Genomic DNA, 25302 nt, shown 5'->3' with positions numbered 1-25302 from the left:
ACTTCGCCCCGCAAACGCGGGGGAGAAGTTGGGCGGCGACTGGTCGGATGAGTGGCCTTCTCAAAATTCACAGCAACCGCATAACTCGCCGAGCGCTCCGCCTCTCACCCTGACCCTCTCCCCGCAAGCAGGGAGAGGGGACTACTCCTAGCGACCCGGAAAGCCCACGAGACATGTCAGATCAGACAATCCGTTCCCTTGGCGCTACCTTCACAGACACCGGCGTTGAATTTGCCGTATGGTCGAGGAATGCCGAGCGGATCGAGCTTTGCATGTTCGATGCGGAGGGCAAGAAGGAAATCCTGTGCCTGCCATTCACCCGCGATGGCGACGAGCATCGTCTGTTCGTCAAGAACGCCAAACATGGCATGCGCTACGGCCTGCGCGCTCATGGCACATACGATCCCGATCAGGGCCTGTGGTTCGACCCATCCAAGCTGCTGATCGATCCCTATGCCAAGGAACTGGATCGGCCTTTCCAATATGATCCGCGCCTGAGCATTGTCGGCGAAGACACGCGGGACCTGATGCCGAAGGCGATCGTCACGCGGGACGTCGCCGTTGCCCCGGCCAAGCCGCTGTTCCAGCCAGGCGGCCTGATATACGAGATCGCCGTCAAGCCTTTCACCATGCTGCATCCGGATGTGCCGGCGAAACAACGCGGCACGGTCGCCGCCCTCGCCCATCCCTCTGTGATTGCCCATCTCAAACGGCTGCGCGTGAATGCCGTCGAGCTGATGCCGATCACCGCCTGGATCGATGAACGGCACCTGCCGCCGCTCGGCCTCACCAATGGCTGGGGCTACAATCCTGTCGCCTTCATGGCGCTCGATCCGCGTCTTGTCCCCGGCGGTATGAAGGAATTGCGCGAGACCGTCGCCGCCCTTCACGCCGAAGGCATCGCCGTCATCCTCGATCTCGTCTTTAATCACACCGGGGAGAGCGATCGCCACGGGCCGACGCTTTCGCTGCGCGGCCTCGACAATCCCACCTATTTCCGCCACCTACCGGATCAGCCCGGCACGCTGGTCAATGATACCGGCACCGGCAACACCGTCGCCTGCGACCAGCCGGCGACGCGCAGGTTGATTATGGACAGCCTGCGCCATTTCGTCCGGCACGCCGGCATTGATGGTTTCCGTTTCGATCTCGCCACCGTGATCGGACGCGGCGGCAAGGGCTTCGATCCCGACAGTATGACGCTACGCGCGATGCTGGCGGACGAGGTTCTCCGGGATCGCATCCTGATCGCCGAACCTTGGGACATCGGTCCCGGCGGCTACCAGCTGGGGAATTTTTCAGCACCCTTTCTCGAGTGGAGCGATCGCGCCCGCGACGATCTGCGCCGCTTCTGGCGCGGCGACGCCAGGATCGGCGACCTGGCAACGGTGCTTGCGGGCTCCTCTTCGATCTTCGGCCGCGACGGCCGCACGCAGACCCGCAGCGTCAACTTCCTCGCCGCCCATGACGGCTTCACGCTGATGGATCTCGTTTCCTACGAGAACAAGCACAATGAGGCCAACGGCGAGAACAATCGCGACGGCCACAACGAGAATTTTTCCTGGAACAATGGCGTCGAAGGCAAGACGGCCGATCCATCGGTCCAGCGTAAACGCCGCGCCGACATCGAAGCCATGCTTTCGACCCTGTTTGCCACGCGCGGCACGATCATGCTGACGGCAGGCGATGAAGGCGGACGCAGCCAGCAGGGCAACAACAACGCCTACTGCCAAGATAACGCCATCACCTGGATGGACTGGACGACTCTCGACGAGGAACTGATCGGCCATACCGCCTGGCTTTCCGGCCTGCGCCGCCGCTTCGGCGCCTTCGGCGAGATGGATTTTTTCCGCGGCGATGGCGACGTGAGCTGGTTTTCCGCGGCGGGATCGTCGTTGACGACAGCTGAGTGGGAAGCACCGGATGCCGATATGCTCGGCATGGCGATCAGAACGCAGGATCTCGACAACGGCCGATCCACACGTCTCGCCGTTGTCGTTAATCGCACACCGAATGAACTTGGCATCAGGCCACCACCATCCGAAAGAAGCGGCTGGTCGCTGCTAATCGCAGCAGGCGAAACGCCGGCCGGCGAGCAGATCACCATTCCCGCGCGCTCCGTCATCTTCCTCGTTGAGACCTGATCTTCGTTGCACTTTCCGTTGCGATTCGCCAGAAAGGAGCAATGACCATTCGGAACGATGAGGACGGAATGCCTGGCGATATCTCGCTTGTTGAGATCATGAAACTGGTGGGAACGGAGATCGGCGTCTCCGACTGGATCTCGGTCGATCAGACGATGATCGATACCTTTGCCGATGCCACGCTCGATCATCAGTTCATCCATGTCGATCCCGAACGCGCCAAGGCGGAAACGCCCTATGGCGGCACCATCGCCCATGGCTTCCTGACGCTTTCCCTGCTTTCTGCGATGAACTATAGCGGCCTGCCCAAGATCCGCGAGCAGACCATGGGCATCAACTACGGCTTTGAAAAGATCCGCTTCATGTCGCCGGTCAAATGCGGCGCACGCGTGCGCGGCCGCTTCTTGCTTGCCGAAACGCGGTTGCGCGGCGCCAGCATGCTGATGCTGACTTATGACGTGACCGTCGAGATCGAAAGCGAGCGCAAGCCGGCGCTGACGGCGACATGGACGACCATATCGCAGTTCGACCCCAAGGATCGGCCGGAAGAGGTCTGACCTGAGCGAATGTGGGCCTTAAAGGCCCACATCCTCCGCAGCTTCGCTCAGAAGGCCGAAGGCATAATCGGAAAAGGAACGCCAGACCTCGACGCGGAACGTTTCCTCATCCAGCCGCAGCAACACGACTTCGACCTTGCCGAGCAGCGTGCGCGAGCAGGCTCCAACCGGAAAGGCCTCGCGCGACAGATCCTGCGGGCAGCCGCCCGAGATCGTCGCTTCGGCACCGGGGCCGGACACGATGACAGCGGTATTGCGATGCGACACATCGGTCGCCGAGTGCAACACGCCAGACGATGCAGCCACGCCCACCAGATCAGCGCCATTTTCGTCGATAACAAGCCATTCGTCCGGGCCGATCCAGAGCGCGTGACGACCATTGTTGCTGGCCGAGGTTTTGGGCCGGGTCGGCACTTGCAAGCCGAGCGCCTGCGAAAGGCTGCCGATGGAATCGGCAGGCGCTCTCAATGCAATCCGGCTTGCGGGTGCTGCGGCCGTCAGCCGGACGGTGGCGGAGCCGCCGTGGCGGCCGGCGAGTGGCAGTTTGCGGGTAGCGAGCTCAGCCATTGATCCGGCCTCCTTCCTTGTCAAAGAACACCAGATCCGTCACCTCGACGGCAATCGTCTTGTCGGGCATCGGCACGTAGAGCGTCTTGCCCATGCGCTCGCGTCCGCCGGCAACCAGCGCAAAGGCGATGGAGCGGCCGAGATTTTCGGACCAGTAGGCCGAGGTGACATGGCCGAGCATGGTCATCGGCTTCGGCTCGTTCGGATCGGCGACGATCTGTGCGCCCTCCTCCAGCACCACCTTCGGATCTCGGGTGATGAGACCGACCAGCTGCTTGCGCCCTTCCTTGACGAGATCCGGCCGCTTCAGGCCGCGAATACCGACGAAATCGGTCTTCTTCTTGGAAACGGCCCAGGCAAGCCCGGCATCGTCAGGAGTCACCGTGCCGTCCGTATCCTGGCCGACGATGATGTAGCCCTTCTCGGCGCGAAGGACGTGCATGGTCTCGGTGCCGTAGGCGCAAGCGCCCAGCGGCTCGGCGCGGGCCCAGACGGCTTCCAGAACCGACTGGCCGTAATCGGCCGGCACGTTGATTTCATAGCCGACTTCGCCGGTGAAGGAGACGCGGAACAACCGTGCCGGCACGCCGCAGACCTTGCACTCGGCCACGCTCATATGCGGGAAGGCCTCGTTGGACAGGTCCTGGCCCTCGACGAGCGGCTCAATGATCTCGCGCGCCTTCGGCCCCTGCACGGCGATGACGGCCCACTGCTCCGTGGTGGAAGTGAGCCACACCTTCAGATGCGGGAACTCGGTCTGGAGGTAATCTTCCATATGATGCAGCACGCGCGGCGCACCGCCGGTCGTGGTGGTCACATGGAAGCGATCCTCGGCAAGACGACCGACGACGCCGTCGTCATACACGAAGCCGTCCTCGCGAGTCATGATGCCGTAGCGGCAGCGGCCGGGCTTCAGCGTATCCCAAGCATTGGTGTAGATCAGGTTCAGGAACTCGGCCGCATCCGGCCCGACCACTTCGATCTTGCCGAGCGTCGAGGCATCGAACACGCCGGCCACTTCGCGCGCCGTGCGGCATTCGCGATTGACGGCCTGATGCATGGTCTCCCCGGCGCGCGGATAGAACCAGGCGCGCTTCCAGTTGCCGACATCTTCGAAGATGGCGCCATGTGCCTCTTCCCAAGCATGCATCGGCGTCTTGCGGGCGGGATCGAAGAGGAACCCGCGCGAATGGCTGATCAGCGTGCCGTAAGTGACAGGCGTATAAGGCGCGCGGAAGGTGGTGAGACCGACCTGCGGAATATCTTTGCCGAGCATTTCGGCAGCGATCGCCAGCCCGTGCATGTTGGAAAGCTTGCCCTGGTCGGACGCCATACCGTTGGTGGTGAAGCGCTTGATATGCTCGATGGAATGCATGCCTTCGCGCACGGCGAGACGGATATCCTTGGCGCAGACATCGTGCTGGAAATCGACGAAGGCCTTGGCATTCGTGTTCGGCCCTGCCCCTTCGGCCGCACCGATCATGCCGCCCGTCCATTCGAAAGCCTGCTCCGCCTGAAGCTGGATCTTCTCGCCGCCATTGGTGCTACCCGTAGCGCGCGCCATCAGCTCGCCGGCCGCCAGCGATTCCTCGATCGCGGCCTGCAGGCCATCCGTGCCGTTGCAGGCGCCGACGGAAAGGCAATCCTGAACGTAAGTGCCCGGCAGGAAGCGCTGCTTCTCCGCCTCGAACTTCAGCTTGCCACGCGATTGCGAGAACATATGGACCGATGGCGTCCAGCCGGCCGAGACCAGCAATGCATCAATGGCAATCTTGCGAGTGGCGGAGCTGCCGTTGCGCGCGACGGTCATGGAGGAAACGCGCAGCTTGCCGGCGGTATCGACGACGGCATAGTCGGTCATCACCTCGATGCCGAGCCGCTTTGCCTCGGCCAACACTGCCTCGCTCGGCCGCGCGCGGCTGTCGACGATGGCAGCAATGGAAACGCCAGCACGCTTCAGATCGAAGGCGGCTTCATAGGCCGAATCATGCGCCGTATAGACGCCGATCTTGGCGCCAACGGCGACGCCATAGTGATTGAGGTAAGCGCGAGCAGCCGAAGCGAGCATGATGCCCGGCCGATCGTTGTTCGGAAACACCATATGACGTTCGATGGCACCCGTCGCCAGAATGACACGCTTGGTGCGAACCTGCCACAGGCGCTCGCGCGGCAGGTTGCGGCCCGGCTTCGCCAGATGGTCGGTCACTCGTTCGGCAAGGCCGATGAAATTGTGATTGTAGTAGCCGAAAGCGGTCGTGCGGGTCAGCACCTGAACATTCGGCATCGCCTCGAGCTTGGCGACGATAGCCTGCGCCCAGTCATAGCCTTCGACGCCGTCGATCTTGACGCCGGTGTCGAAGCGCAGCGCGCCGCCGGCTTCCGGCTGCTCGTCGCAGAGGATGACCTTGGCGCCTGTTTCGGCAGCGGCGAGCGCTGCCGAAAGACCGGCGACGCCGGCACCGACGACGAGCACGTCGCAATGGGCATAGCGGCTGGCATAGTGATCCGGATCCTCTTCCGTCGGCGCGACGCCAAGACCGGCTGCACGACGGATGAAGGGCTCATAGATGTGCTTCCAGGCAGACTTCGGCCACATGAAAGTCTTGTAGTAGAAGCCGGCCGCAAAGAACGGCGACATCCAATTGTTGACGCCGCCAATATCGAAAGCCAACGACGGCCATCGGTTCTGCGACTGCGCCTTCATGCCGTCGAAGACTTCCTGCACACTGGCGCGCACGTTCGGCTGCCGCCGCGCCGCATCGCGGGAGATATCGAGCAGTGCATTCGGCTCCTCGGCTCCGGCCGAAAGGATGCCACGCGGACGGTGATATTTGAAGGATCGGCCGACGAGATGGACGCCGTTGGCAAGCAGCGCGGAGGCGACGGTATCGCCTTCGAGCGCCGTATAGGTCTTGCCGTCAAAAGTGAAGCGAGCGGTTCTGGCCGGCGTCAGACGTCCCTTGCCCGCGATACGATTGGCGCCGCTCATTCAGCAAATCCCTCTGTTTGTGCCGTCTGTTCTTGTTCGTTCTGATGCTGTGCTACCGGCTCGGAAGTGCGCGATAGCAGCGTCGCCGGATCCGGCTTCGGCTCGCCGGCCTTGTAGGTGCGGTAGAAATGATCGCTCACGGTGTCGCGCGCCGCATTGAAGAAACGGCCGCAGCCATGGATATGCCGCCAGCGCTCGAAGATCAGGCCCTTCGGATTGTCGCGCATGAAGAAATATTCCTCGAACTCCTCATCCGAGATCCCGGCAATATTGGCGGGCCGCACGATATGCGCATCGCCGGCGCTGCGGAATTCGAGTTCCGAACGCTCTTCCTCGCAATAGGGGCAGTAAATCAGCAGCATCGTTTTCTACCTGTGTTAAAGCTCGGAGCCCGAGAGGCTTGTACCGGGAGGCTGTGCGCAAAGCCGCCGTCCCATGGTGACGAAAGGCGTTATGCGCTTCAGGAGCGCCTCCAGCGATCCGTAGGGTTTCAGCACGTTGGTCATTCCCAGATTGACCAGGCCCATGGCGAATAGATCCGTGTCGAGCACGAAAGCCCTCGTTGCCTCAGGTTTCTGCTCCGGGACGAAAAAGACACCCGGCTTGTTTAGTACCTTGGCGCAGATCAGCGTTCCGCTTTCGGCCACGAAGGGCCATTCGACCTCATCCTTCGCCTTATGGATCACTTGCATGCGAAAATCCTCGGCCCCTGGAAAGAGATCGTTGACTTCGGTCACGATCGCTCCTGCCGGCAACAAAAGCCCTGCAGCAAGAACGATCCCGACCGCCGTCGGCATCAGTGCGCCACGGCCGCAGCCGCAGCCTCGTCGATCAATCGGCCGGTGCGGAAGCGATCCAGATTAAGCCCGGCATTGAATCGATGCGGCTCGTCGCGGGCGATGAGATGCGCAAAGAGATTGGCCGAACCCGGCGTCGCCTTGAAGCCGCCCGTGCCCCAGCCGCAATTGACATAGAGACCCGGCACCGGCGTCTTCGACTGGATCGCCGAACGGTCCGGCGTATTGTCGACGATGCCGCCCCAGGAGCGCATCATCTTGACGCGACGGAACATCGGGAAGAGCTCGCAGATCGCATCCAGGGTATGGGTGATGATCTGCAGACCGCCGGTCTGGCTATAGGAGTTGTACTGGTCCGTACCGGCGCCGATAACAAGCTCGCCCTTGTCGGACTGCGAGATATAGGCATGCACCGTGTTCGACATGACGACGCAGGGGAAGATCGGCTTCAGCGGCTCGGAAACCAGCGCCTGCAGCGGGCTCGACTGCAGCGGCACACGGACGCCCGCCATCTGCATGACGACGGTGGTGTGGCCCGCCGCCGAAACGCCGACCTTCTTGGCGCCGATGAAGCCCTTGCTCGTGTCGACACCGGTCACTCGGCCATCCGGCCCGCGGCGGATGCCGGTCACTTCGCAGTTCTGGATGATGTGGACGCCGCGATCGGAAGCAGCGCGGGCAAAACCCCAGGCGACAGCATCGTGTCGTGCCGTGCCGCCGCGACGCTGCAGCGCAGCGCCGTTGATCGGGTAGCGCGCCGTTTTCGCGATATCGAGCGGCGGACAATAGGCTTTCGCCTGTTCGGGCGTCAGCCATTCATTGTCGATGCCGTAAAGACGGTTGGCGTGGATATGCCGCTTGAAGGACTGCTGGTCGTGCACATTGTGCGACAGCATCATCACGCCGCGCGGCGAATACATGACATTATAATTGAGATCCTGAGACAGCCCCTCCCAGAGCTTCATCGAATGCTCGTAGATGTGCATGCTCTCTTCATAGAGATAGTTCGAGCGGATGATCGTCGTGTTACGGCCGGTATTGCCGCCGCCGAGCCAGCCCTTTTCGATGACGGCAACATTGGTGATGCCGTGTTCCTTGGCGAGGTAGTAGGCCGCACCCAGGCCATGACCGCCGGCGCCGACGATGATGACGTCATACTCCTTGCGCGGCTCCGGCGAGGTCCACTGAGCCTCCCAGCCCTTGTGAGCCCGCATCGCTTCCCTTGCCACGGCAAAAACCGAGTATTTACGCATTCGCCCTCAACTCCTTCAGGCAAGACGCCTTCTTTATGGGTCATACAAATCGCAAATCAGAAACCGACACAACGGCTCTTTTGCGACGCATTCAGGACCAGCTTTCGACACGGCTAAAAGAATGAGCGGGCGGCGAGGCCGAACTATCTGAGGAGCCCGCGACCGCATGGCCGAATTCAGCCCTCTGAGGAACAAACCACAGTATTGCGTCACGCGTAAAAAGAAGACACGCCGCAAGCAGATAAAGCGACGTCGCCAGAATTAGGAAAACGAGTTCCAAAACGGTTCCGTCGGCGTGGCCCTTATTGGCGATTATGCCGAAGCCGAAACCAATGACGAACATCACCGCGAATTGAGCGCCAAGCGTCATCCAGCGCGCCCAGTTCACCCTTTTACGAACAACCAGCCAAACCCAGAAGATTTGGACACAAGGAAACATAATTTGTACAATCGTAAAAATGTGCAGCGCTTCAGCAAAATGACTGGCCGTCCTATCCCAGTTCACCAACTGATTGATAAAAACGACCACCATCCCAGCATATGTGAGGCGTTCGTAGTACCGAACGCTCTTCGGCATGGTCTGATCGTTCATAGTCCCCCCGTCCTACTTGCGCTGCAGGTGACAAACCTTTACCCGGCCGGCATGGCCGTCGCTGCGCCAGACGCATCCTTCCTTGCGCGGCTTCTGGCTGTAAAGGTAAATCTTCGCGCGATGCTTGTTATCGAAGGTCTGGTTCGAAAAATCGTGGCCGCCGACGCGCACGTTCTTGCCGAAACGCACTTCGCCGGCCGCCGCAGGCAAAAGCGTTGCGGTCAGGACGAATAAAGGCAAGCGCAGGCGCAACGAGCAGCCTCCAGGCGGTGGCGAGATCGAACGACGTCATAGTGCGCTTCCCTCTTATTATCTGGCAACTGCGAGAATCAGGCTGTCGCCATTGCCCGAATGACAGGGATCGGGAATTTCCCTTAGGCATGCCAGTCTGCAAAAGACGGAAAATCAAGCCCGCATCCCATAGCCGCAACAGCGCAGACACGGCATCAATAGCCAAAGTCGGTACTCGACAAACCGCTTTTTCCTCTGCAAACTCACGATCTGGCTAGACTTTGACAAACCGATCTGCTATCTCGCCTAACCAATCGCAAGGCCGCGGCTGCGCGAACGTTATATTTTTGCCTCCTGGCGCTGCCGTCGCCGCTGGCATCAACCAAACCAAAGGAACGTGATTCTCGTGCAGGTACTTGTCCGCGATAACAATGTTGACCAGGCTCTCCGCGCTCTCAAGAAGAAGATGCAGCGCGAAGGTATTTTCCGCGAAATGAAGATGCGCGACTACTATGAAAAGCCGTCGCAGAAGCGTGCTCGCGAGAAGGCAGAAGCTGTTCGTCGCGTTCGCAAGCTTGCTCGCAAGCGCGCTCAGCGCGAAGGCCTGGTTGCCAAGTAATCGCCGTTTTTTCGACGTTTTCAGATGCATGTGTGGCGGGGGCGAGTCGTTCGCCGCCGCCTTTTTGATTTGTTCTCTGCGCAAATCGGATTAAATCAGAACCGTCTGATATGACGCATGGGGAAAGCGAACCCGATAATGGCAATGACGACTTTCGAAAAGTACCGCACTTCGAACCTCTCCTCCCGTGTTTCGAAGCAGATTGCGGCCCTGCCGGCCTTGGCGGTTCTTGCCGCGATCAGCCTCTCCGGCTGCCAGACAGCCTCCACCGATAGCGTGATCCGCATCGACAAAGCGCAAGGCTCTTCGGAAAATATCGCTTCGCTGACCTCGGTCATCAATGCCAATCCACAGGATCCGGAAGGCTACAACGTGCGCGGCACGGCCTATGGCCGCGGCGGCGATTTCAGCCGCTCGCTTGCGGACTTCAATCAGGCCATCCAGCTCAATCCGAAATTCTACCAGGCTTATGCCAACCGCGCGCTCATCTACCGCAATATGGGCAAGCTGCCGGAGGCGATCGCAGACTACAATGCCTCGCTGCAGATCAACGGTAATTATGACGTCGCCTATATTGGCCGCGGCAATCTCTACCGCCAGGCAGGTCGCGACAACGATGCCTTCAACGACTATTCCAAGGCGATCAGCTTGGGAACGACGGATGGCCGCGCCTATAATGGCCGCGGCGTGATCTTCCAGAAGCGCAATCAGCAGGACAAGGCGATCGACGATTTCTCCAAGGCGATCTCGCTGTCGCCGAACTCGCCGGAGCCCTACAACAGCCGCGGCATCTCCTATCTCGCGCAGAATGACGACGACAACGCCTTCGCCGACTTCAATCACGCCATCGATCTGAACAACAAGGTCGCAGAATCCTGGGCAAACCAGGCGTTCGTCTACGAGCGCAAGGGTGACAAGGTAAAGGCCCGCCGTTCCTATCAGCACGCGGTCAATCTCGACCAGAACTATCAGCCGGCCAGAGACGGCCTGGCACGCGTCGGCGCCGGCTCCTAAAATAACGGCATAGCAATAAGAGACGTTCAGCCGCCGGCAATCCCTGCCCGGCGGCTTTTCTTTGCGCGATCGAGCGCTTAGTCTCGCAACACCCTTATCCGAACGAGACAGCCACATGCCCTCTCCGCAGAAAATCATCGTCGTCGGCGCTGGAATCATCGGTGCCTCCATCGCCTGGCATCTCCAGCGCAAAGGCGCCGACGTCACGGTGGTCGCGCAGACGATCGGCGGCGTGGCAACACCGAACTCTTTCTCCTGGATCAACGCCAGCTGGGGAAACCCAGAATTCTATTTCCGTCTTCGTCACCCCTCGATGGCCGAATGGTCGCGGCTTGCGGCGGAACTGCCCGGCCTGCCACTGTCATGGTGTGGCGGATTGTGCTGGGATCTCCCAGAGGCCGAACTGGATGCCTATGCCGCACAGCATCATGGATGGGGCTACGGCATACAGCCGGTCAATCGCGCGACCAGCGCGCTGATCGAACCGAACCTCGCAAACCTGCCGGATTATGCGCTACATGTCGCCGAGGAAGGCGCCGTCGAGCCGGTTGCAGCCGCCGAGCTGCTGCTGAACGATGCAAGGCACCGTGGCGCAGCGCTTCTATCCGGCATCGAGGTCAAGCGTCTGCTCTCGGAGCGCAACCGGATTGTCGGCATCGAAACGAGCGAAGGGGCGATGCACGCCGATCATGTCGTTCTTGCCGCCGGCGCCGGCACGGCGGCGCTTGCGGCATCGGCCGATATCCTGGTGCCGCTCGAAACGCCGCCGGGGCTCATCGTCCATTCCCGCCCCGTGCACAAAATGCTGAACGGTCTGGTGATGGCGCCGGAATTGCATATGCGCCAGACGCTGGAGGGGCGGATCATCGCCGGCAGCGACTTCGGCGGCACCGACCCCGGCGACGATCCGCAGGTGGCTGCCGGCGAGCTTTTCGCCAAAACCAGAGCGGCCTTGAAAGGCGGCGAGACGCTGGAGCTCGATTTCCACAGCATCGGCTATCGCCCGACACCGAAGGACGGCTTCCCCATCCTGGGTCGTGTCGATGCAGCGCCGGGTCTCTATCTCGCGGTCCTGCATTCCGGAGTCACGCTCGCGCCGCTGGTCGGCTTGCTTGCAGCAGAAGAGCTCGTCGACGACAGTGAAGATCCACAACTTGCCTCGTTCCGCCTTTCCCGCTTTGCCTGACCTGGCAAAGAAAGCCGCCAACGCAACTCAAGGGATGCATTACCAGCGCCGTAAATATCGGGGATCGCTTATGATTTCACGGCAATGACTTTTCAGATGTTGCAAGGCAATTTACCGAGCCCTAACATGGGCGCTCCGAGAGCATGTAGCTCAAGTCTAGGCATTGGGGGCGCTTGGCATGATGACCAGAACCACTCTTTCCGCTTTTGCCAGGGCTTTCGATCGTCATGGAGATACGATCGGTTGATCGCCCCATGAGGAAGCCGCATTTCCCGAAAGCGTCGATTGGGGCCTATCTCATCGCCATAGCCTTGGCGATCGCTTTGCCGATCCTGGCTTTCGTCGCATTGCTTCTCGTCCAGCTCGAAAACAATGAGCGCGATGCGTTGAAGGGCGAGACGGTTCAGGATGCACAGGCTTTGGCGCGCGTCATTGACCGGCAATTGCAGGACATGGCGACGACGTTGCGGCTGCTGTCTTCCTCGCCGGAACTCGAGCACAATGACATCGCCACCTTCTTCGCCCGAACGGAGACGGTCCTGCGCACCGATTCACTCTTCGTGCTGCTGATGGAGAAGGATGGTCAGATCCGGCTGAATACCCGCTGGCCGCTCGGCAAGGCGCTCGGCAAGACCGGCAACATGGCCGCGCTGCAATCGGCGCTTGATTCCGGGCGCATCGAAACCTCCGATGTCTTTATCGGCGCCACAGTCCGCCGCTGGGTCTACAATGTCACGTTGCCCCTGGAGCACTCCCCGGCCGGTGCAGCGCTCGCCATAACCCAGGATGCCGACGATCTTGCCAAGCTTATAACGACGGAAGCATTGCCGCCGGGCTGGTCCGCGGCCGTCATCGATAAATCCGGCCATATCGTTGCCGCCGGCGGTCCGACCACCCATGCGCCGGGTGACGCATTCAACAAGGAGATCCTGTCGAAGCTGATCGCCTCAAGTGGCGTCTATCAGGACGACAAAATCCTGCCGCACTCGCTGCTCGGATACGCACAAATCTCCGGCTGGTCGTGGAAGGCAATCGTCTGGGGCCCGGTCACCTCGGCGCAATCCTCGCTGATGAGCACCTGGCGCTTTCTCATCTATGGCGGCGTCACGCTGCTGCTGGTCGCGCTGATCGCCGTCTACGCGCTGGCGCGGCAGGTGCGCATCACCATACAAAGCATCGCCGACATGGCCGACCGCATGGGCCGCGGCGAGATCGTCGCGCCGATCGACACCAGCGTTATCGAAGCCAATCAGGTGGCCGTCGCGCTCTCCAACGCGTCTTTCGACCGCAGCGTCACGGAAGACCGCCTGCATTTCGTCATGCATGAACTCGTCCATCGCACCAAGAACCTGCTGGCGCTTGCCCAGGCGATGACCCGCCAGCTCGCGCGCCAGACGGACAGCGTCGATACCTTCCAGCGGGCGGTCGCCGACCGCTTGGAGGGATTGGCCCGTTCGATCGAGGTGCTGACCAGCGAGCAATGGTCCGGCGTCTCGCTGCGACGGGTGATCGACATCCATCTCGCGACTTTCCTGCAAGCGCCGCAACAGCTCGATGTCCGGGGCAATGACTTCTTGCTGAAGCCGGAAGCCGTTCAAAATCTCGGTCTGATCCTGCATGAGCTTGCGACCAATTCGGTGAAATATGGCGCACTCTCGGCGACAGAAGGCAGGATCGCCATCGAATGGACGAATGAGATCGGCGAGAACGGGTCGATGATCCACTTCATCTGGACCGAAAGCGGCGGTCCCGAGGTCAAGCCGCCGGTTGAAACCGGCTTCGGCACCACCGTTACGAAAGTCCATGCCGCTGCGTCCTTCGGCGGGCATGTCGAGGTTGACTTCCGTCCTACCGGCCTCGTCTGGACGCTGATCGCGCCGCGCAACATGATGGAACGCGAGCGGACTTGACGCTTATGACTGGGTGACGGGAGCCTCGGCGCGGCCAAGCAGCAATGCGCGCTCCCTTTCATTGCCGGTCAATTCGGCAGCGCGGCGGAACTCGGCGCGAGCCTCCGCAACGCGCCCCAGCTTCGCCAAAAGATCGCCCCGCACCGTCGGAAGCAAATGCGATCCCTTCAAGCGCGGCTCGTCAGCCAGCGCGTCGGCGATGGCAAGACCCTGGGCAGCACCAAACGCCATGCCAACGGCCACCGCCCGGTTGATTTCGACGATCGGCGACGGCGCTGCCAAGGTGAGCGCCTGATAATAGGCGGCGATGGCGATCCAGTCGGTATCGGCGGCGGTCGCTGCACGGGAATGGCAGGCCGCGATCATCGCCTGCAGCAAATAGGGACCGGGCATCGACGTCAGGAGCATGGCGCGGGCCAGACCATCGAGGCCGCTGCGGATCAACGACCAGTTCCACCGGCTGCGGTCCTGATCGAGCAACAGGATTGGATTGCCCACCCCATCGACCCTGGCGGCAAAGCGTGAGGCGTGCAACTCCATCAGAGCCAGAAGCCCCAGTACCTCCGGCTCTTGCGGCATCAGCGCCGCCAGCGAGCGCCCCAGCCGCAAGGCTTCACCGCAAAGATCGGCACGCAGCCAATGCGGCCCTTCCGTTGCTACGTATCCTTCGTTGAAGATCAGATAGACCACCTCCAGCACCGCGGCGAGACGCTCCCGGCGCTCTTCGCCCCGCGGCGTCTCGAAAGCGATTTCGGCATCGCGCAGCGTCCGCTTGGCGCGCACGATGCGCTGCGCGACGGTGGCTTCAGGCAGAAGAAACGCACGACCGATTTCCTGCGTCGACAGCCCGCCCAGCAACCGCAAGGCAAGCGCTGCACGCTGCTCGGCCGGCAGCACCGGATGGCAGGCGGTGAAAATCAGCCGCAGCAGATCGTCGTCTATGTCCTCATCGAGCATCGCCTCGATATCGGGCGTTTCGCGCTCAAGCTCGGCAAAGTCTATGGACAGTTCGCGATGCTTGCCGTCGATCAGTGTGGTGCGGCGCAGCCGGTCGAGCGCCCTGTTCTTGGCAACCCGCGTCAACCAGGCCGCCGGGTTGCGCGGAATGCCAGCGCGAGGCCAGCGTTCGAGGGCAAGCACGAAGGCATCCTGCGCGATCTCTTCCGCGAGGCCGATATCGCGCAGCAAGCGGTTCAGCCTGGCGGCGAGCTTTGGTTGCTCGATCCGCCAGACCGCTTCGATGGCACCGGTCGTGGTCACCCCTTCAGCTCGCTGAAGCCTTCCGCTGCCTTCTGCACATCCTCGGGAAACTCGCTCATCTCATGGATGCGGCGGACTTCGATGATATCATCTTCCGATGCCGGGCAGCGGCGTGCCCATTCGATAGCCTCGTCACGCGAGCGCACATCGAGTATCCAATACCCGCCCAGCACTTCCTTCACCTCAGCAAACGGGCCATCGACGACGGCAGGTTTTCCGCCCTTGAAGCTCACCCGAGCCCCCGAAGCCGGCGGATGCAGCCCTTCCAGGGCCAGGAGCACGCCGGCCTTCTTCAGCTCCTCATTGTATTTCATCATCGCTTCGATTGCCTCAGGGCTGGGCATGGCATCGGGCGCAGCAGATGCGTAGCCGCCGGGGATCATCAACATCATGAATCGCATGGGTTCTTTCTCCTTGGTTGGGTTGAACATACCACACGACGAACGAGCTATAGCAGAATCGACGGGAGCCAGAAAAATAAACGCATTTTCTTATGAGGCGCGCGAAGGAGGACAAAAGGCGAGGAACACCGCACGCCGCAATGACCACCTCGACCGCTTTCCGGTCGAGGTGGTCTGCAGATCCGACATTCTAAATGGGGCAAGCTTCGATTGAACGACTAGGGTGTTTAGCCGCCTACTCGTTCATAGCCTTGACGATTTCCTCGGTCACCTTCTTGGCATCGCCCAAAAGCATCATCGTGCCGTCCTTATAGAACAGCGTATTGTCGATGCCGGCATAGCCGGAGCCGAGCGAGCGTTTGACGAAGAGGCAGGTCTTGGCCTTGTCGACATCGAGGATTGGCATGCCGTAGATCGGCGAAGTCTTGTCGTCGCGCGCCGCCGGATTGGTGACGTCGTTGGCGCCGATGACATAGGCAACGTCGGCCTGGGCGAGTTCCGAATTGATGTCCTCGAGCTCGAAGACTTCGTCATACGGCACATTGGCCTCGGCCAAAAGCACATTCATGTGGCCCGGCATGCGGCCGGCAACGGGGTGGATGGCATATTTCACCTCGACGCCATGCGCCTTCAGCCTGTCGGCCATTTCGCGCAACGCATGCTGGGCCTGCGCCACCGCCATGCCATAGCCCGGCACGATGATGACCTTGGAGGCGTTCGCCATCAGATAGGCGGCATCCTCGGCAGAACCGAGCTTCACGGTCTTGTCGGAATTATCGGCTCCGCCCGATGCCACCTCGCCGCCAAAACCACCGAGAATGACCGAGATGAAGGAGCGGTTCATGCCCTTGCACATGATGTAGGACAGGATCGCACCCGAGGACCCGACAAGCGCGCCGGTGATGATGAGCGCCAGATTGCCCAGCGTGAAGCCGATGCCGGCGGCTGCCCAGCCGGAATAGGAGTTCAGCATCGAAACGACGACCGGCATGTCGGCGCCGCCGATTGGCACGATCAGCAGCACGCCAAGCGCCAGCGACAGCAGGACGACCGCCCAGAAGGCGAAATGGCTCTCGCTTGCCGCCAGGCTGATGATGAAGAACACGATCAGGGCAAGCAGGGTAGCGTTGATGATGTGGCGGTTCGGCAGCATGATCGGCTTGCCGGACATGCGTCCATCGAGCTTCAGGAACGCGATGATCGAGCCGGTGAAGGTCAGCGCCCCGATGGCGACGCCGATCGCCATTTCGATGCGTGCTTCCGTGTGGATATGGCCGATTTCGCCGATACCGAAGGAAGATGGCGTATAGAGCGCAGAAGCGGCCACGAGGACAGCCGCGAGACCGACCAGCGAATGGAAACCGGCCACGAGCTGCGGCATAGACGTCATCGGAATGACGCGGGCGATATAGGCACCTGCCCCGCCGCCGATGGCAAGGCCGAGAACGATCAGCACGAAGCCGCCGAAAGACGGCGTCGCCAGCACAAGCGTCGTGGCGATGGCGATGCCCATGCCGATCATGCCGTAGAGATTGCCGCGCCGGCTGGTTGCCGGATGGGAGAGCCCGCGCAGTGCCAGGATGAACAGCACGCCGGAGACGAGATAGAGGAAAGCCGCGATATTGCTCAGCATGCCGCCCTCACTTGTCCTTCTTCTTGTACATCGCCAGCATTCGCTGGGTGACAAGGAAACCACCGACGATATTGACCGAGACAAGCATCAGCGCCACGAAGCCGAAGCCGGTGGCGAGACCACTCGCCGAAATTCCAACCGCCAACAATGCGCCGACGACGATGACCGAGGAGATGGCGTTCGTGACCGCCATCAGCGGCGTGTGCAGGGCCGGCGTCACCGACCAGACGACGTAGTAGCCAACGAAGATCGCCAGCACGAAGATGGCAAGCTGGAAGACGAAGGGATCGATCACTCCGCCCGTTGCCGCGCCGGCAACTTCTGGCGCCTGCGTAGCGGCGGTCCTGACGGCGGTGACGGCATCATTCAGTTGCTGAAGTGCCTGGTCCATTGCTTGACTGGCCATCTCAGAGATCTCCCTTGTTGACCGTCGGCTGGTCGGGATCGACGAAATTCGGGTGAACGACTTCGCCGTCATCGGTCAGCATCGTCGCCTTGATCAGTTCATCGGCGCGGTTGAGGCCGAGGCTCTTGCTATCTTTGTCGACCATCGTTTCCAGGAAGGTGACAAGGTTCTTGGCATAGAGAGCCGAGGCGCTGGCCGCGATGCGGCCGGCCATGTTGGGATAGCCGACCACCCTGACACCCTCGACATGGGCGACCTTGCCGTATTCGGCGCCCTCGATATTGCCGCCGCGCTCGACAGCAAGATCGACGGCGACCGCGCCGGGGCGCATCGCCTTCAGCATGTCGCGGCTGACGAGGCGCGGCGCCGGCCGGCCGGGGATCAGCGCCGTGGTGATGACGATGTCCTGCTTGGCGATATGATCGGCGACAAGAGCCGCCTGCTTGGCCTGATATTCCTTGGACATTTCCTTGGCATAGCCGCCGGCGGTCTCCGCCGCCTTGAATTCCTCGTCCTCGACGGCGACGAATTTCGCGCCGAGCGAGGCGACCTGTTCCTTGGCTGCTGGCCGCACATCCGTTGCAGAGACCAGCGCGCCGAGACGCCGCGCCGTAGCGATCGCCTGTAGTCCGGCAACGCCGGCACCCATGACGAACACCTTGGCCGCCGGCACGGTGCCCGCCGCCGTCATCATCATCGGCAGCGCCCGGTCATAGACGGCAGCGGCGTCGATCACGGCCTGATAACCGGCAAGATTGGCTTGCGATGACAGCACGTCCATAGACTGCGCCCTGGTGATGCGCGGCATCAGCTCCATGGCAAAACTGGTGAGCCCGGCGCGCGCCATCTCCTCAAGCGCCGCCTCGTTGCCATAGGGATCCATGATGGCGATGACGATTGCGCCGCTCTTGTAACCGGCGATCTCAGCACTCGTCGGCCGCCTGACCTTGAGGATGACATCGGCCGTTTTCGCATCATCGACAGAGCCGATCCGCGCGCCGATGGCCTCATACTCCGCATCCGGGATGCGCGACAAGGCGCCGGCGTCAGCTTCGATCACGACGTCGAAACCGAGGCTCCTCATCTTCTTTACCGTCTCGACGGAGGCCGCAACACGCGTCTCCTCCGCCACGCTTTCCTTGGCCACGAAAACCAGATTGCTCAACGACAACACCTCGCATCGAACGGCGGCACGCCTGGTGAGGCGGCGCTGCAGCCTGCAGAATCACGGGAAGGCTCGGACCAGAAAGGTCCGGCGCGTCGATCAGCGCTGGAACGTCAGCGCAGCAGAATGATGCTGGCGATGGAAAGAACGATGAAAATGAGCAGGCCGCCGAGGAACCCGGCATGACCGAAGAAACCGGCCGCCATCGCGATCATCAATGCTGCAACGATCGCGGACCCGACCCGAGCACCCGCGATGAAAAGACCATAGGTCTTCTCGTGCTCCTTATAGTCCATGGGAGCACCAGTTTCAGCGGGTCCAGTGTGATGTTCGGCCATTCAAAAATCTCCCCTCGATGCACTCAACTCCATAGGCCTAAAAACTGACCGGGAGCTGGAGTTCGTCCTCAAAAGCAGCGGCACCCAGTATTAAGGTGCCGCAGCCAAATTTCCTCTATCGAGGGGTTACACAAAGCGGCGGGAAATGCAATGCACGAGAAGGTCGCATCGGTGCGCAGCTTAGCTGAATTGCGCGCCAATCTCGCGCCTGCCGCCGCTTGCCAGCCGCGCAGTGGGCAGAATGGTCAACGGAGGCGAGCCATTGTCCTCGCTGCGCGAGAACATCATGCGCCGTTCATACGGTTCCGAATCGAAGAACGGATAGCGCTTCATCAGTTTTCCGCGAATCTCCTTCGACCGCGACGCCAGCAGCGTGAGTTCGAAGCCATAGGTCTTGGTCATGCGGGGCGGTACGACCGTATCGGCATAGAAGACACGCTTGTAGAACGCCGCATGGGCCGGACGAATGTGCTGCATTACCCGATCCGTGTTGAAATAAATGGCGCCGACGATCGCTGGCCTCAGCGTCAGATAGGGCAAAGCCGGCAGTTCCAGCTCGAAATCGGGATCCACGGCAAAGCGCGCGGGATCGATCAGCGTCATGCCGGCATCGAGGAAGGCATGAATCTCGTCTGGAAAAATGCCGGTCGACTGGCATACCCGGTGATCCGGCGTCACATGGTGGATCCGCACCGTGCTCACCAGCTCCTCGTAGTAATAGACTCCGAAGATATAGGCGTGATCATCGAAATCGATATCATCAATCAGGTTTTGGGCGGCCACGGGCAGGACGTCGCGTGCCTTGTAAGCCTTGTAGCGTAGCCGCGCGACATCCTCCATGTCTTCGCTGCTTTCGATCCGGCGGTACTCCACGTGATCGAGCACCTCCATCAGCTTGCCGGCGAAGCTGTTTTTCAAAGTACTCATATGAGTCATGGTTAATGTTCCGTAATGGTTAACGGAACATCTTTGGTATTAAAGCAAAATTTGATCAATATTTGTTTTAAATTTTATTAACTATTCGTTCATTAAGGTTAATTTTCTTGGCCAATACCGGCAAAAGCTGAGGTTGCGAAAGCGCTCTAGCTTCCATTGCTACAAGGCGGCGCTCTCACAGCTTCGACTCTCCACTCCGACATGGGGAAATGAGCCAGCGCCAGCCACGCTCGATCCCTGTCAGTTGGCCTTCAATGAGGTGAGTGATCGTTGCGAACGACCCTAGCATCGAGAGATGACTTAGGGGGCTACCAAAGCATCAGGCGACGTGATCGTGCCGCAGCCCCGATTGCCGGCGGGCGAGGCTGTCCACTGTTCCGACAACCTGTTCCCGCAGCACGGGCATGGAGAAAACATAGCCCTGGATGATATCGGCGAGATTGTTCTCAACGATCAGCGCCAGTTGCTCCGGCGTCTCGACCCCCTCGATCACGATGTGGAGACTGAGGGCGCGGGAAAGATCGACGATGCCGCACAGAAGCTTGAAACGGCGGCTGTCCGTCGTGATGTCACGAACGAACGACCGGTCGATCTTCACAACATCCACCGGCAAGGAGTCGAGATAGCTGAGGCTGGAAAAGCCGGTGCCGAAATCGTCGATGGCGATGGTGATGCCCTTGGCGCGCAGATCCGCAAGAATGGAGCGAACGGTCGCCATCTCGTCCATCAGGCAGCTTTCCGTCACTTCGAGATGCAGCCGCGAGGGCTCCAATCCCGATGCATCGAGCGCTTCCGCAACGATATCGACGATATCGTTGCTGCGCAGATCCTGGGCCGAGAGATTGACCGAAACCGCGACCTGTCCCGGCCACGAAACGCAATCCCGGCAGGCCTGATTGATCATGAAGCGGGTGATGCCGCCGACAATGCCCATCTCTTCGGCGATCTGCACGAAGATGTTGGGCGGGATCGAACCCTTTTCCGGATGAGTCCAGCGCGCCAAAGCCTCGCAACAATCGATGCGGGAGCCATCCGGTGTGAACATCGGTTGATACATGGCCAGAAGATTGCCGGCTTCCACCGCCTCGCGCAGATCGTCCTTCAGCTTCTGCCGCTCGACGTAGCGCGCATCCATCTCCTGCTCGAAGGCGCTGCAGCTTCCCTTCAGCCGCAGTTTGGCATCGAACAGCGCCAGATCGGCCTTGATCTGCCACTCTTCCGGACGGAACTCGCGGCTCGACATGGTGACATAGCCGCCGCTGAACGAGATCCGGAAGCTGTTGTCATCGACATCGTAGGTGCCAGTCATCGCGGCATGCAATGCGCGCACGCGTGAATCGATATCGGATTCATTGCTCTCATTTGGAAAGAACAGCACGAATTGATCGCCCACCAGACGGGCCGGAAGTACCGTGGTGCCCGCAAGCTCTTTCAAGCGCTCGCCGATAGCGACCAGCAGACGATCTCCCGTCACATGTCCCTTGGTGTCGTTGACATGCTTGAAGTCGTCCACGTCGAGCACGAGAATACCGACCTGGGTTTCGCCGCTGCGCGCAGCAAGCTTTTCCTTGACCAGCTCGACGAAATATTCGCGGTTCGGCAGCCCCGTCAGAGGATCGTAGCGAACCATGTGCAGGATCTTGCGCTCTGCCCGGATGCGCACCGTCACATCTTCGAAAATCAGGATGACGACGCCATCGGCACGGCGGCTGGCCGAAAACTCCAGAAACTGATCTTCATTGAACTGGATCAGGGTGCGCGACAGCGTGCCGCTGACCAGCTGCGCCATCTGCCGCTGAATGAGCCCCGGCAGCGATCCGTCGATGAAGGCGTGACGCGCGCCGTAACGCAGCACGACGTCGAATTCACAATCCTTGAGCTGTTCCTGATGCGAGAAATTCAGCAGCTCGCATGCCTTGCGATTGACCACGAGAATGCGGTTATGCGCGTCGAGCATGAACAAGCCATGCGTCATGTTGTTGAGCGCGGTATCGAACCGGTCGGCGATCTGCGATATCTCGCGCGATGCGATGACGTTCTTGTAGAGAAATTCACGCACGCCGTTCGCCATCGCGCGCGTGGTCAATCCGAACGGAACGAGCATGATGGAAACGATCGCCTTGTAGAGCTGCTCCGACATCAGACAGGCGATGATGATGGGCAGGCAGCAGGCAAGCGTCTGGAGATCGATCGCCTTCTGTGAGCCGTAGTTGCGGCCGACGATCGATACCATCGACGCCATGGTCACGGCGATACAGATGAATTCCGCCAGCGGGTCCTGCACGATCAGGATGGCATAGCCACTGCCGATGCCGAGTATGGACGCCGTCGCCGCCGCCCCGATGACGTAGCGCGTTTCCCAACTCGAAATGTCGGCGCGCGTAAAATTATGCTTGTCGGCCGCGTCGAAGAGCCGGAACGAATATATCCGCAGCACGAAAACCGCTGCAAAAGCCAGGCAAAGAACGAGATAGATGCTCGCGCGCGTGCTCATAAACACGACGACATACGTCAGGATATGAACCACCACGCCCGTAAACAGCGTTTTACGGTTTCCGAAAAGCGAACTGACGAACGACAGATAAACATCCGTCGGCACGGTGTCCGGGCTTGGAGGCTTCATTCAGAGTTCCCCTGATGCGGCGGACACCCTAGTCGAAACTTTTTAAAATTTGATTGCCCAAATAGCACGTATATGGACAGATTTTCCAATTATGTCGGCAACTTAGGTTGAATTTAGATCACGAAACGCATCGTATTCGTGCAATCGACCTAAGTGAATTCGAACGCCGAGACAATATTTAAGTGACTAATAGATAAAATAAAACACCATTAGACACTTGTGGAATACGTATCAGAGCTTGCCCGCCCGCTGCTGGATCATCATGAATGTGTCGAACGTATACTCGGAGAGTTGCATCCACAGATACGCGTCCTTCTTATAAGCGACCTGATCCGCATAGATACGCTTGAAGGAATCGTTGGATTTGGACAGATCGGCATAAAGTCCGTTGGCGGCCTGGAAGCAGGCTTCCATGATCTCCTGGCTGAAGGGGCGTAGCGTCACGCCCTGCTGCACGATATCCTTCAGTGCCTGGGGATTTTTCACGTCATATTTCGCCAGCATGTTGGTGTTGGCGAAAGCGCAGGCATCGATGAGGATGGCCTGATAGTTCTTCGGCAGCCCGTTCCATTTTTCCAGGTTGAAGAAGGCGTGCACCACGGCACCGCCCTCCCACCATCCGGGGTAATAGTAGTATTTGGCGATCTTCTGCAGTCCGAGCTTCAGGTCGTCATAGGGGCCGACCCATTCGACCGCATCGACGGCGCCCTTGTCCAGCAGATTGTAGACATCATTCGCGGCGATATCCTGCTGCGGGGCAACGCCGATCTTCTGCACCACCTTGCCGGCAAGGCCGGCTATGCGCATCTTCAGGCCCTTGAGATCGTCGAGCGTGTTGATTTCCTTGCGGAACCAGCCACCCATCTGCGCACCGGTATTGCCGGCGGGAAGCCCCAATATGCCTTGCGTGGCATAGAACTCGTTCATCAGCTTGTTGCCGTTGCCCTGGTAGAACCAGGCATTGGTCAGCCGGGCATTGAGGCCGAACGGCAGCGTCGTGCCGATGGCGTAGGTCGGATCTTTGTCCGCGAAATAATAGGAGCAGGTATGCGCGGCATCGACCGTGCCGGCGCTCACCGCATCTGCAACCTGCGCGCCGGGCACGATTTCGCCGGCCTCATAGATCTGAATGGTGAAATTGCCGTTCGTCGCATCGGAAACATGGGTGGCGATATCTTCGGCGCCGCCATAGATCGTGTCCAGGCTTTTCGGAAAGGAAGACGTCATCTTCCAGGTGATCTTTGGATACTCCTGAGCCAGAGCCGGGCTGGCAAGCGCGGAGGCGGCAGCACCTGCGCCAACTGCTCCTGCCCGCCTTATGAAGGAACGGCGATCCATCGAAATCTCCCATACGGACGGCTATGCTGGAGAGCGGAACGCTCCCCGATTGGCGCAAGCGATGGAGCTAACCACGCCGCACACGGTCTTTCAAGTTTGCTCTCGCATCGCATTATGGCGATTCCTGTACATCCTTGTGACGAATGAAGGCAAAGCCTTACTGAAACCACTCCGCGTTGCCGGCAGGCCTATATGCGCGTAGATTGAAAGCAAGGATAATCCGCCCTCGGATTGACATTTTCGTCTTCCAGGGGTCTCAGCGAATAGCCGTTTGCACCTTCCGGAGCCTTGAATGTCCAGACCAATCATCGCCATCCCCGCCGACATCCGCGAGTTCGACGGAACGACCTGGCATGCGGTTCAGCAGCAGTATGTCCGCGCCACCGTCAAGGCTGCAGGACTGATGCCGCTGATCGTTCCGGCGCTGGAGGACGGCAACGATGCGGACGCCATTCTGGACCGCGTCGACGGGCTGCTCGTCTCCGGTTCCGCCAGTAACGTGCATCCCTCGCTCTATGGGAAAGAAGCACGCGACAGCGACGGCCCCTTCGATCCGGCGCGCGACGCGACATCGCTGCCGCTCATCCGCCGCGCCATCGAGCGCGCCATTCCGATGCTCGCCATCTGCCGCGGCATTCAGGAGCTGAACGTCGCGCTCGGCGGCACGCTTGCCAGCGAGATCCAGGAGCAGCCTGGCATCTGGGACCATCGCAAACCGCAGAATGTCGATCGCGACACGATGTATTCGATCCGCCAGAGCGTCTTCGTCAAGGAAGGCTCGTGCATCGCCCGCGTCGTCGGCCCGGGCGAAGTGCGCGTCAACTCGCTGCATCGCCAGGCGATTGCCGATACGGCGCCGAGGCTGCAGGTGGAAGCACTGGCCGAGGACGGCACGATCGAGGCCGTCTCCGTTATCGGCGCCAGGGCCTTTGCCGTCGGCGTGCAATGGCATCCGGAATATTGGGCTGAGACGGATTCGCCGTCACGCAAGCTCTTCGTCGCCTTCGGCGATGCCGTGCGCGACTATGCGGCAAGCAAGGAGCGGCTCGCCGCCGCCCAATAGAGCATTTCCGCTATCCTTCGAATCGCAAAAACGCTCTTCTGTAACGGGCATTGAGTCAATCCCTTTTGAGCTTAATCCCTCGCCGAGTGCTTGCTTCTGTCCGCAGTCGACGCTGGGGCCGCTGCTGTATGGGGTCTGCTGAGGACCGGCTGGCCAATCTAAAGATGCGCAGTCATTTGAGTGCTGCGTGAGCGGTTGCGGCCTAACCCATCCATCGTCCCGGCGAAGGGACCTTGCTCAGAGGGCTGATGGCAGTGCCCCCGAAGTCTGTCTATGCTTT

23 protein-coding genes are annotated in these 25302 nt (G+C 60.4%); 7 read left to right on the top strand and 16 right to left on the bottom strand.

What is annotated here, in order from left to right; genetic code table 11:
* Positions 1 to 173: 173 nt before the first annotated feature.
* Both glgX and QD409_RS28565 read left to right on the top strand, forming a co-directional pair.
* Positions 174 to 2144 (top strand): glycogen debranching protein GlgX, encoded by a 1971-nt coding sequence (gene glgX / locus QD409_RS28570; RefSeq protein WP_430764277.1) that lies wholly within the window; start codon positions 174 to 176, stop codon positions 2142 to 2144.
* 68 nt (positions 2145 to 2212) lie between these two features.
* Positions 2213 to 2701 (top strand): MaoC family dehydratase, encoded by a 489-nt coding sequence (locus QD409_RS28565; RefSeq protein WP_430764282.1) that lies wholly within the window; start codon positions 2213 to 2215, stop codon positions 2699 to 2701.
* Positions 2702 to 2719: 18 nt separating this feature from the next.
* Here the strand turns inward: QD409_RS28565 and QD409_RS28560 are convergent, their stop codons facing one another.
* The 7 genes from QD409_RS28560 to QD409_RS28530 all read right to left on the bottom strand — a co-directional run bounded on the left by QD409_RS28560 (position 2720) and on the right by QD409_RS28530 (position 9151).
* Entirely contained in the window at positions 2720 to 3268 is a 549-nt protein-coding gene (locus QD409_RS28560) for a sarcosine oxidase subunit gamma (protein WP_092850124.1), read from the bottom strand.
* Complete coding sequence (locus tag QD409_RS28555) at positions 3261 to 6257, bottom strand: sarcosine oxidase subunit alpha (RefSeq protein WP_092850127.1); 2997 nt, start codon at positions 6255 to 6257, stop codon at positions 3261 to 3263. The genes QD409_RS28560 and QD409_RS28555 overlap by 8 nt, the downstream gene beginning before the upstream one ends.
* Complete coding sequence (locus QD409_RS28550; protein ID WP_430764276.1) at positions 6254 to 6619, bottom strand: sarcosine oxidase subunit delta; 366 nt, start codon at positions 6617 to 6619, stop codon at positions 6254 to 6256. Before QD409_RS28550 ends, QD409_RS28555 begins: the two co-directional genes overlap by 4 nt.
* Before the next feature lie 15 nt (positions 6620 to 6634).
* Entirely contained in the window at positions 6635 to 7054 is a 420-nt protein-coding gene (locus tag QD409_RS28545) for a hypothetical protein (RefSeq protein WP_425348534.1), read from the bottom strand.
* Positions 7054 to 8307, bottom strand: coding sequence for a sarcosine oxidase subunit beta family protein (locus tag QD409_RS28540; RefSeq protein ID WP_430764275.1), 1254 nt, complete (start codon positions 8305 to 8307; stop codon positions 7054 to 7056). Before QD409_RS28540 ends, QD409_RS28545 begins: the two co-directional genes overlap by 1 nt.
* 91 nt (positions 8308 to 8398) lie before the next feature.
* The gene (locus tag QD409_RS28535; RefSeq protein ID WP_430764274.1) at positions 8399 to 8899 is read right to left on the bottom strand and encodes a hypothetical protein; all 501 of its coding nucleotides are present in this window, start codon (positions 8897 to 8899) and stop codon (positions 8399 to 8401) included.
* Positions 8900 to 8911: 12 nt separating this feature from the next.
* The gene (locus QD409_RS28530) at positions 8912 to 9151 is read right to left on the bottom strand and encodes a hypothetical protein (protein WP_092850148.1); all 240 of its coding nucleotides are present in this window, start codon (positions 9149 to 9151) and stop codon (positions 8912 to 8914) included.
* Positions 9152 to 9536: 385 nt separating this feature from the next.
* Here QD409_RS28530 and rpsU point away from each other — a divergent pair, with 385 nt between their 5' ends.
* The 4 genes from rpsU to QD409_RS28510 all read left to right on the top strand — a co-directional run bounded on the left by rpsU (position 9537) and on the right by QD409_RS28510 (position 13859).
* Entirely contained in the window at positions 9537 to 9749 is a 213-nt protein-coding gene (gene rpsU, locus QD409_RS28525; RefSeq protein ID WP_004117638.1) for a 30S ribosomal protein S21, read from the top strand.
* A gap of 138 nt (positions 9750 to 9887) precedes the next feature.
* The gene (locus QD409_RS28520) at positions 9888 to 10763 is read left to right on the top strand and encodes a tetratricopeptide repeat protein (protein WP_092850151.1); all 876 of its coding nucleotides are present in this window, start codon (positions 9888 to 9890) and stop codon (positions 10761 to 10763) included.
* A 115-nt stretch (positions 10764 to 10878) separates the two neighbouring features.
* Positions 10879 to 11949 carry an NAD(P)/FAD-dependent oxidoreductase gene (locus QD409_RS28515; protein ID WP_430764273.1) on the top strand — a complete coding sequence of 357 codons (1071 nt, stop codon included), beginning with the start codon at positions 10879 to 10881 and terminating at the stop codon, positions 11947 to 11949.
* A gap of 254 nt (positions 11950 to 12203) precedes the next feature.
* Complete coding sequence (locus tag QD409_RS28510; RefSeq protein WP_092850155.1) at positions 12204 to 13859, top strand: sensor histidine kinase; 1656 nt, start codon at positions 12204 to 12206, stop codon at positions 13857 to 13859.
* 3 nt (positions 13860 to 13862) lie between these two features.
* On the opposite strand, the gene QD409_RS28505 is transcribed toward QD409_RS28510, so the two are convergent.
* The 9 genes from QD409_RS28505 to QD409_RS28465 form a co-directional block, all read right to left on the bottom strand.
* Complete coding sequence (locus QD409_RS28505) at positions 13863 to 15119, bottom strand: RNA polymerase sigma factor (protein WP_430764272.1); 1257 nt, start codon at positions 15117 to 15119, stop codon at positions 13863 to 13865.
* Entirely contained in the window at positions 15116 to 15520 is a 405-nt protein-coding gene (locus QD409_RS28500; protein ID WP_430764271.1) for a YciI family protein, read from the bottom strand. Before QD409_RS28500 ends, QD409_RS28505 begins: the two co-directional genes overlap by 4 nt.
* A 235-nt stretch (positions 15521 to 15755) precedes the next feature.
* The gene (locus QD409_RS28495; RefSeq protein ID WP_430764281.1) at positions 15756 to 17150 is read right to left on the bottom strand and encodes an NAD(P)(+) transhydrogenase (Re/Si-specific) subunit beta; all 1395 of its coding nucleotides are present in this window, start codon (positions 17148 to 17150) and stop codon (positions 15756 to 15758) included.
* Positions 17151 to 17160: 10 nt separating this feature from the next.
* Positions 17161 to 17559 (bottom strand): NAD(P) transhydrogenase subunit alpha, encoded by a 399-nt coding sequence (locus QD409_RS28490; RefSeq protein WP_430764270.1) that lies wholly within the window; start codon positions 17557 to 17559, stop codon positions 17161 to 17163.
* A 1-nt stretch (position 17560) separates the two neighbouring features.
* A complete protein-coding gene (locus QD409_RS28485) occupies positions 17561 to 18724 on the bottom strand; it encodes a Re/Si-specific NAD(P)(+) transhydrogenase subunit alpha (RefSeq protein ID WP_430764269.1) in 1164 nt (387 codons plus the stop codon).
* Positions 18725 to 18837: 113 nt separating this feature from the next.
* On the bottom strand, positions 18838 to 19062 hold the full coding sequence (locus QD409_RS28480; RefSeq protein WP_092850178.1) for an aa3-type cytochrome c oxidase subunit IV: 225 nt from the start codon (positions 19060 to 19062) through the stop codon (positions 18838 to 18840).
* Positions 19063 to 19242: 180 nt separating this feature from the next.
* On the bottom strand, positions 19243 to 19998 hold the full coding sequence (locus QD409_RS28475; protein ID WP_430764268.1) for an N-acyl amino acid synthase FeeM domain-containing protein: 756 nt from the start codon (positions 19996 to 19998) through the stop codon (positions 19243 to 19245).
* Between the two features lie 319 nt (positions 19999 to 20317).
* Entirely contained in the window at positions 20318 to 22621 is a 2304-nt protein-coding gene (locus tag QD409_RS28470) for a putative bifunctional diguanylate cyclase/phosphodiesterase (RefSeq protein WP_430764267.1), read from the bottom strand.
* A 231-nt stretch (positions 22622 to 22852) separates the two neighbouring features.
* Positions 22853 to 23959 (bottom strand): TRAP transporter substrate-binding protein, encoded by a 1107-nt coding sequence (locus QD409_RS28465; protein WP_430764266.1) that lies wholly within the window; start codon positions 23957 to 23959, stop codon positions 22853 to 22855.
* Positions 23960 to 24251: 292 nt separating this feature from the next.
* On the opposite strand from QD409_RS28465, the gene QD409_RS28460 reads away from it, so the two are divergent.
* A complete protein-coding gene (locus QD409_RS28460) occupies positions 24252 to 25022 on the top strand; it encodes a gamma-glutamyl-gamma-aminobutyrate hydrolase family protein (RefSeq protein ID WP_430764265.1) in 771 nt (256 codons plus the stop codon).
* Positions 25023 to 25302: the final 280 nt, after the last annotated feature.

This window comes from Rhizobium sp. BR 315 (assembly GCF_050577975.1).
GTDB classification, from domain to species: Bacteria; Pseudomonadota; Alphaproteobacteria; order Rhizobiales; family Rhizobiaceae; genus Rhizobium; species Rhizobium miluonense.
Note: the sequence above shows the minus strand (reverse complement) of the source record. Positions and strands in the feature narration are given on the sequence as shown.

What these genes read in the sequence shown, in the direction of transcription:
- QD409_RS28500 (WP_430764271.1), bottom strand. Translation starts at nt 15,520, where the DNA reads ATGCGATTCATGATGTTGATGATCCCCGGCGGCTACGCATCTGCTGCG.
- QD409_RS28550 (WP_430764276.1), bottom strand. Translation starts at nt 6,619, where the DNA reads ATGCTGCTGATTTACTGCCCCTATTGCGAGGAAGAGCGTTCGGAACTC.
- QD409_RS28535 (WP_430764274.1), bottom strand. Translation starts at nt 8,899, where the DNA reads ATGAACGATCAGACCATGCCGAAGAGCGTTCGGTACTACGAACGCCTC.
- QD409_RS28475 (WP_430764268.1), bottom strand. Translation starts at nt 19,998, where the DNA reads ATGACTCATATGAGTACTTTGAAAAACAGCTTCGCCGGCAAGCTGATG.
- QD409_RS28520 (WP_092850151.1), top strand. Translation starts at nt 9,888, where the DNA reads ATGGCAATGACGACTTTCGAAAAGTACCGCACTTCGAACCTCTCCTCC.
- QD409_RS28470 (WP_430764267.1), bottom strand. Translation starts at nt 22,621, where the DNA reads ATGAAGCCTCCAAGCCCGGACACCGTGCCGACGGATGTTTATCTGTCG.
- QD409_RS28515 (WP_430764273.1), top strand. Translation starts at nt 10,879, where the DNA reads ATGCCCTCTCCGCAGAAAATCATCGTCGTCGGCGCTGGAATCATCGGT.
- QD409_RS28540 (WP_430764275.1), bottom strand. Translation starts at nt 8,307, where the DNA reads ATGCGTAAATACTCGGTTTTTGCCGTGGCAAGGGAAGCGATGCGGGCT.
- QD409_RS28480 (WP_092850178.1), bottom strand. Translation starts at nt 19,062, where the DNA reads ATGGCCGAACATCACACTGGACCCGCTGAAACTGGTGCTCCCATGGAC.
- QD409_RS28565 (WP_430764282.1), top strand. Translation starts at nt 2,213, where the DNA reads ATGCCTGGCGATATCTCGCTTGTTGAGATCATGAAACTGGTGGGAACG.
- glgX (WP_430764277.1), top strand. Translation starts at nt 174, where the DNA reads ATGTCAGATCAGACAATCCGTTCCCTTGGCGCTACCTTCACAGACACC.
- QD409_RS28465 (WP_430764266.1), bottom strand. Translation starts at nt 23,959, where the DNA reads ATGGATCGCCGTTCCTTCATAAGGCGGGCAGGAGCAGTTGGCGCAGGT.
- QD409_RS28510 (WP_092850155.1), top strand. Translation starts at nt 12,204, where the DNA reads ATGAGGAAGCCGCATTTCCCGAAAGCGTCGATTGGGGCCTATCTCATC.
- QD409_RS28490 (WP_430764270.1), bottom strand. Translation starts at nt 17,559, where the DNA reads ATGGCCAGTCAAGCAATGGACCAGGCACTTCAGCAACTGAATGATGCC.
- QD409_RS28460 (WP_430764265.1), top strand. Translation starts at nt 24,252, where the DNA reads ATGTCCAGACCAATCATCGCCATCCCCGCCGACATCCGCGAGTTCGAC.
- QD409_RS28555 (WP_092850127.1), bottom strand. Translation starts at nt 6,257, where the DNA reads ATGAGCGGCGCCAATCGTATCGCGGGCAAGGGACGTCTGACGCCGGCC.
- QD409_RS28545 (WP_425348534.1), bottom strand. Translation starts at nt 7,054, where the DNA reads ATGCCGACGGCGGTCGGGATCGTTCTTGCTGCAGGGCTTTTGTTGCCG.
- QD409_RS28560 (WP_092850124.1), bottom strand. Translation starts at nt 3,268, where the DNA reads ATGGCTGAGCTCGCTACCCGCAAACTGCCACTCGCCGGCCGCCACGGC.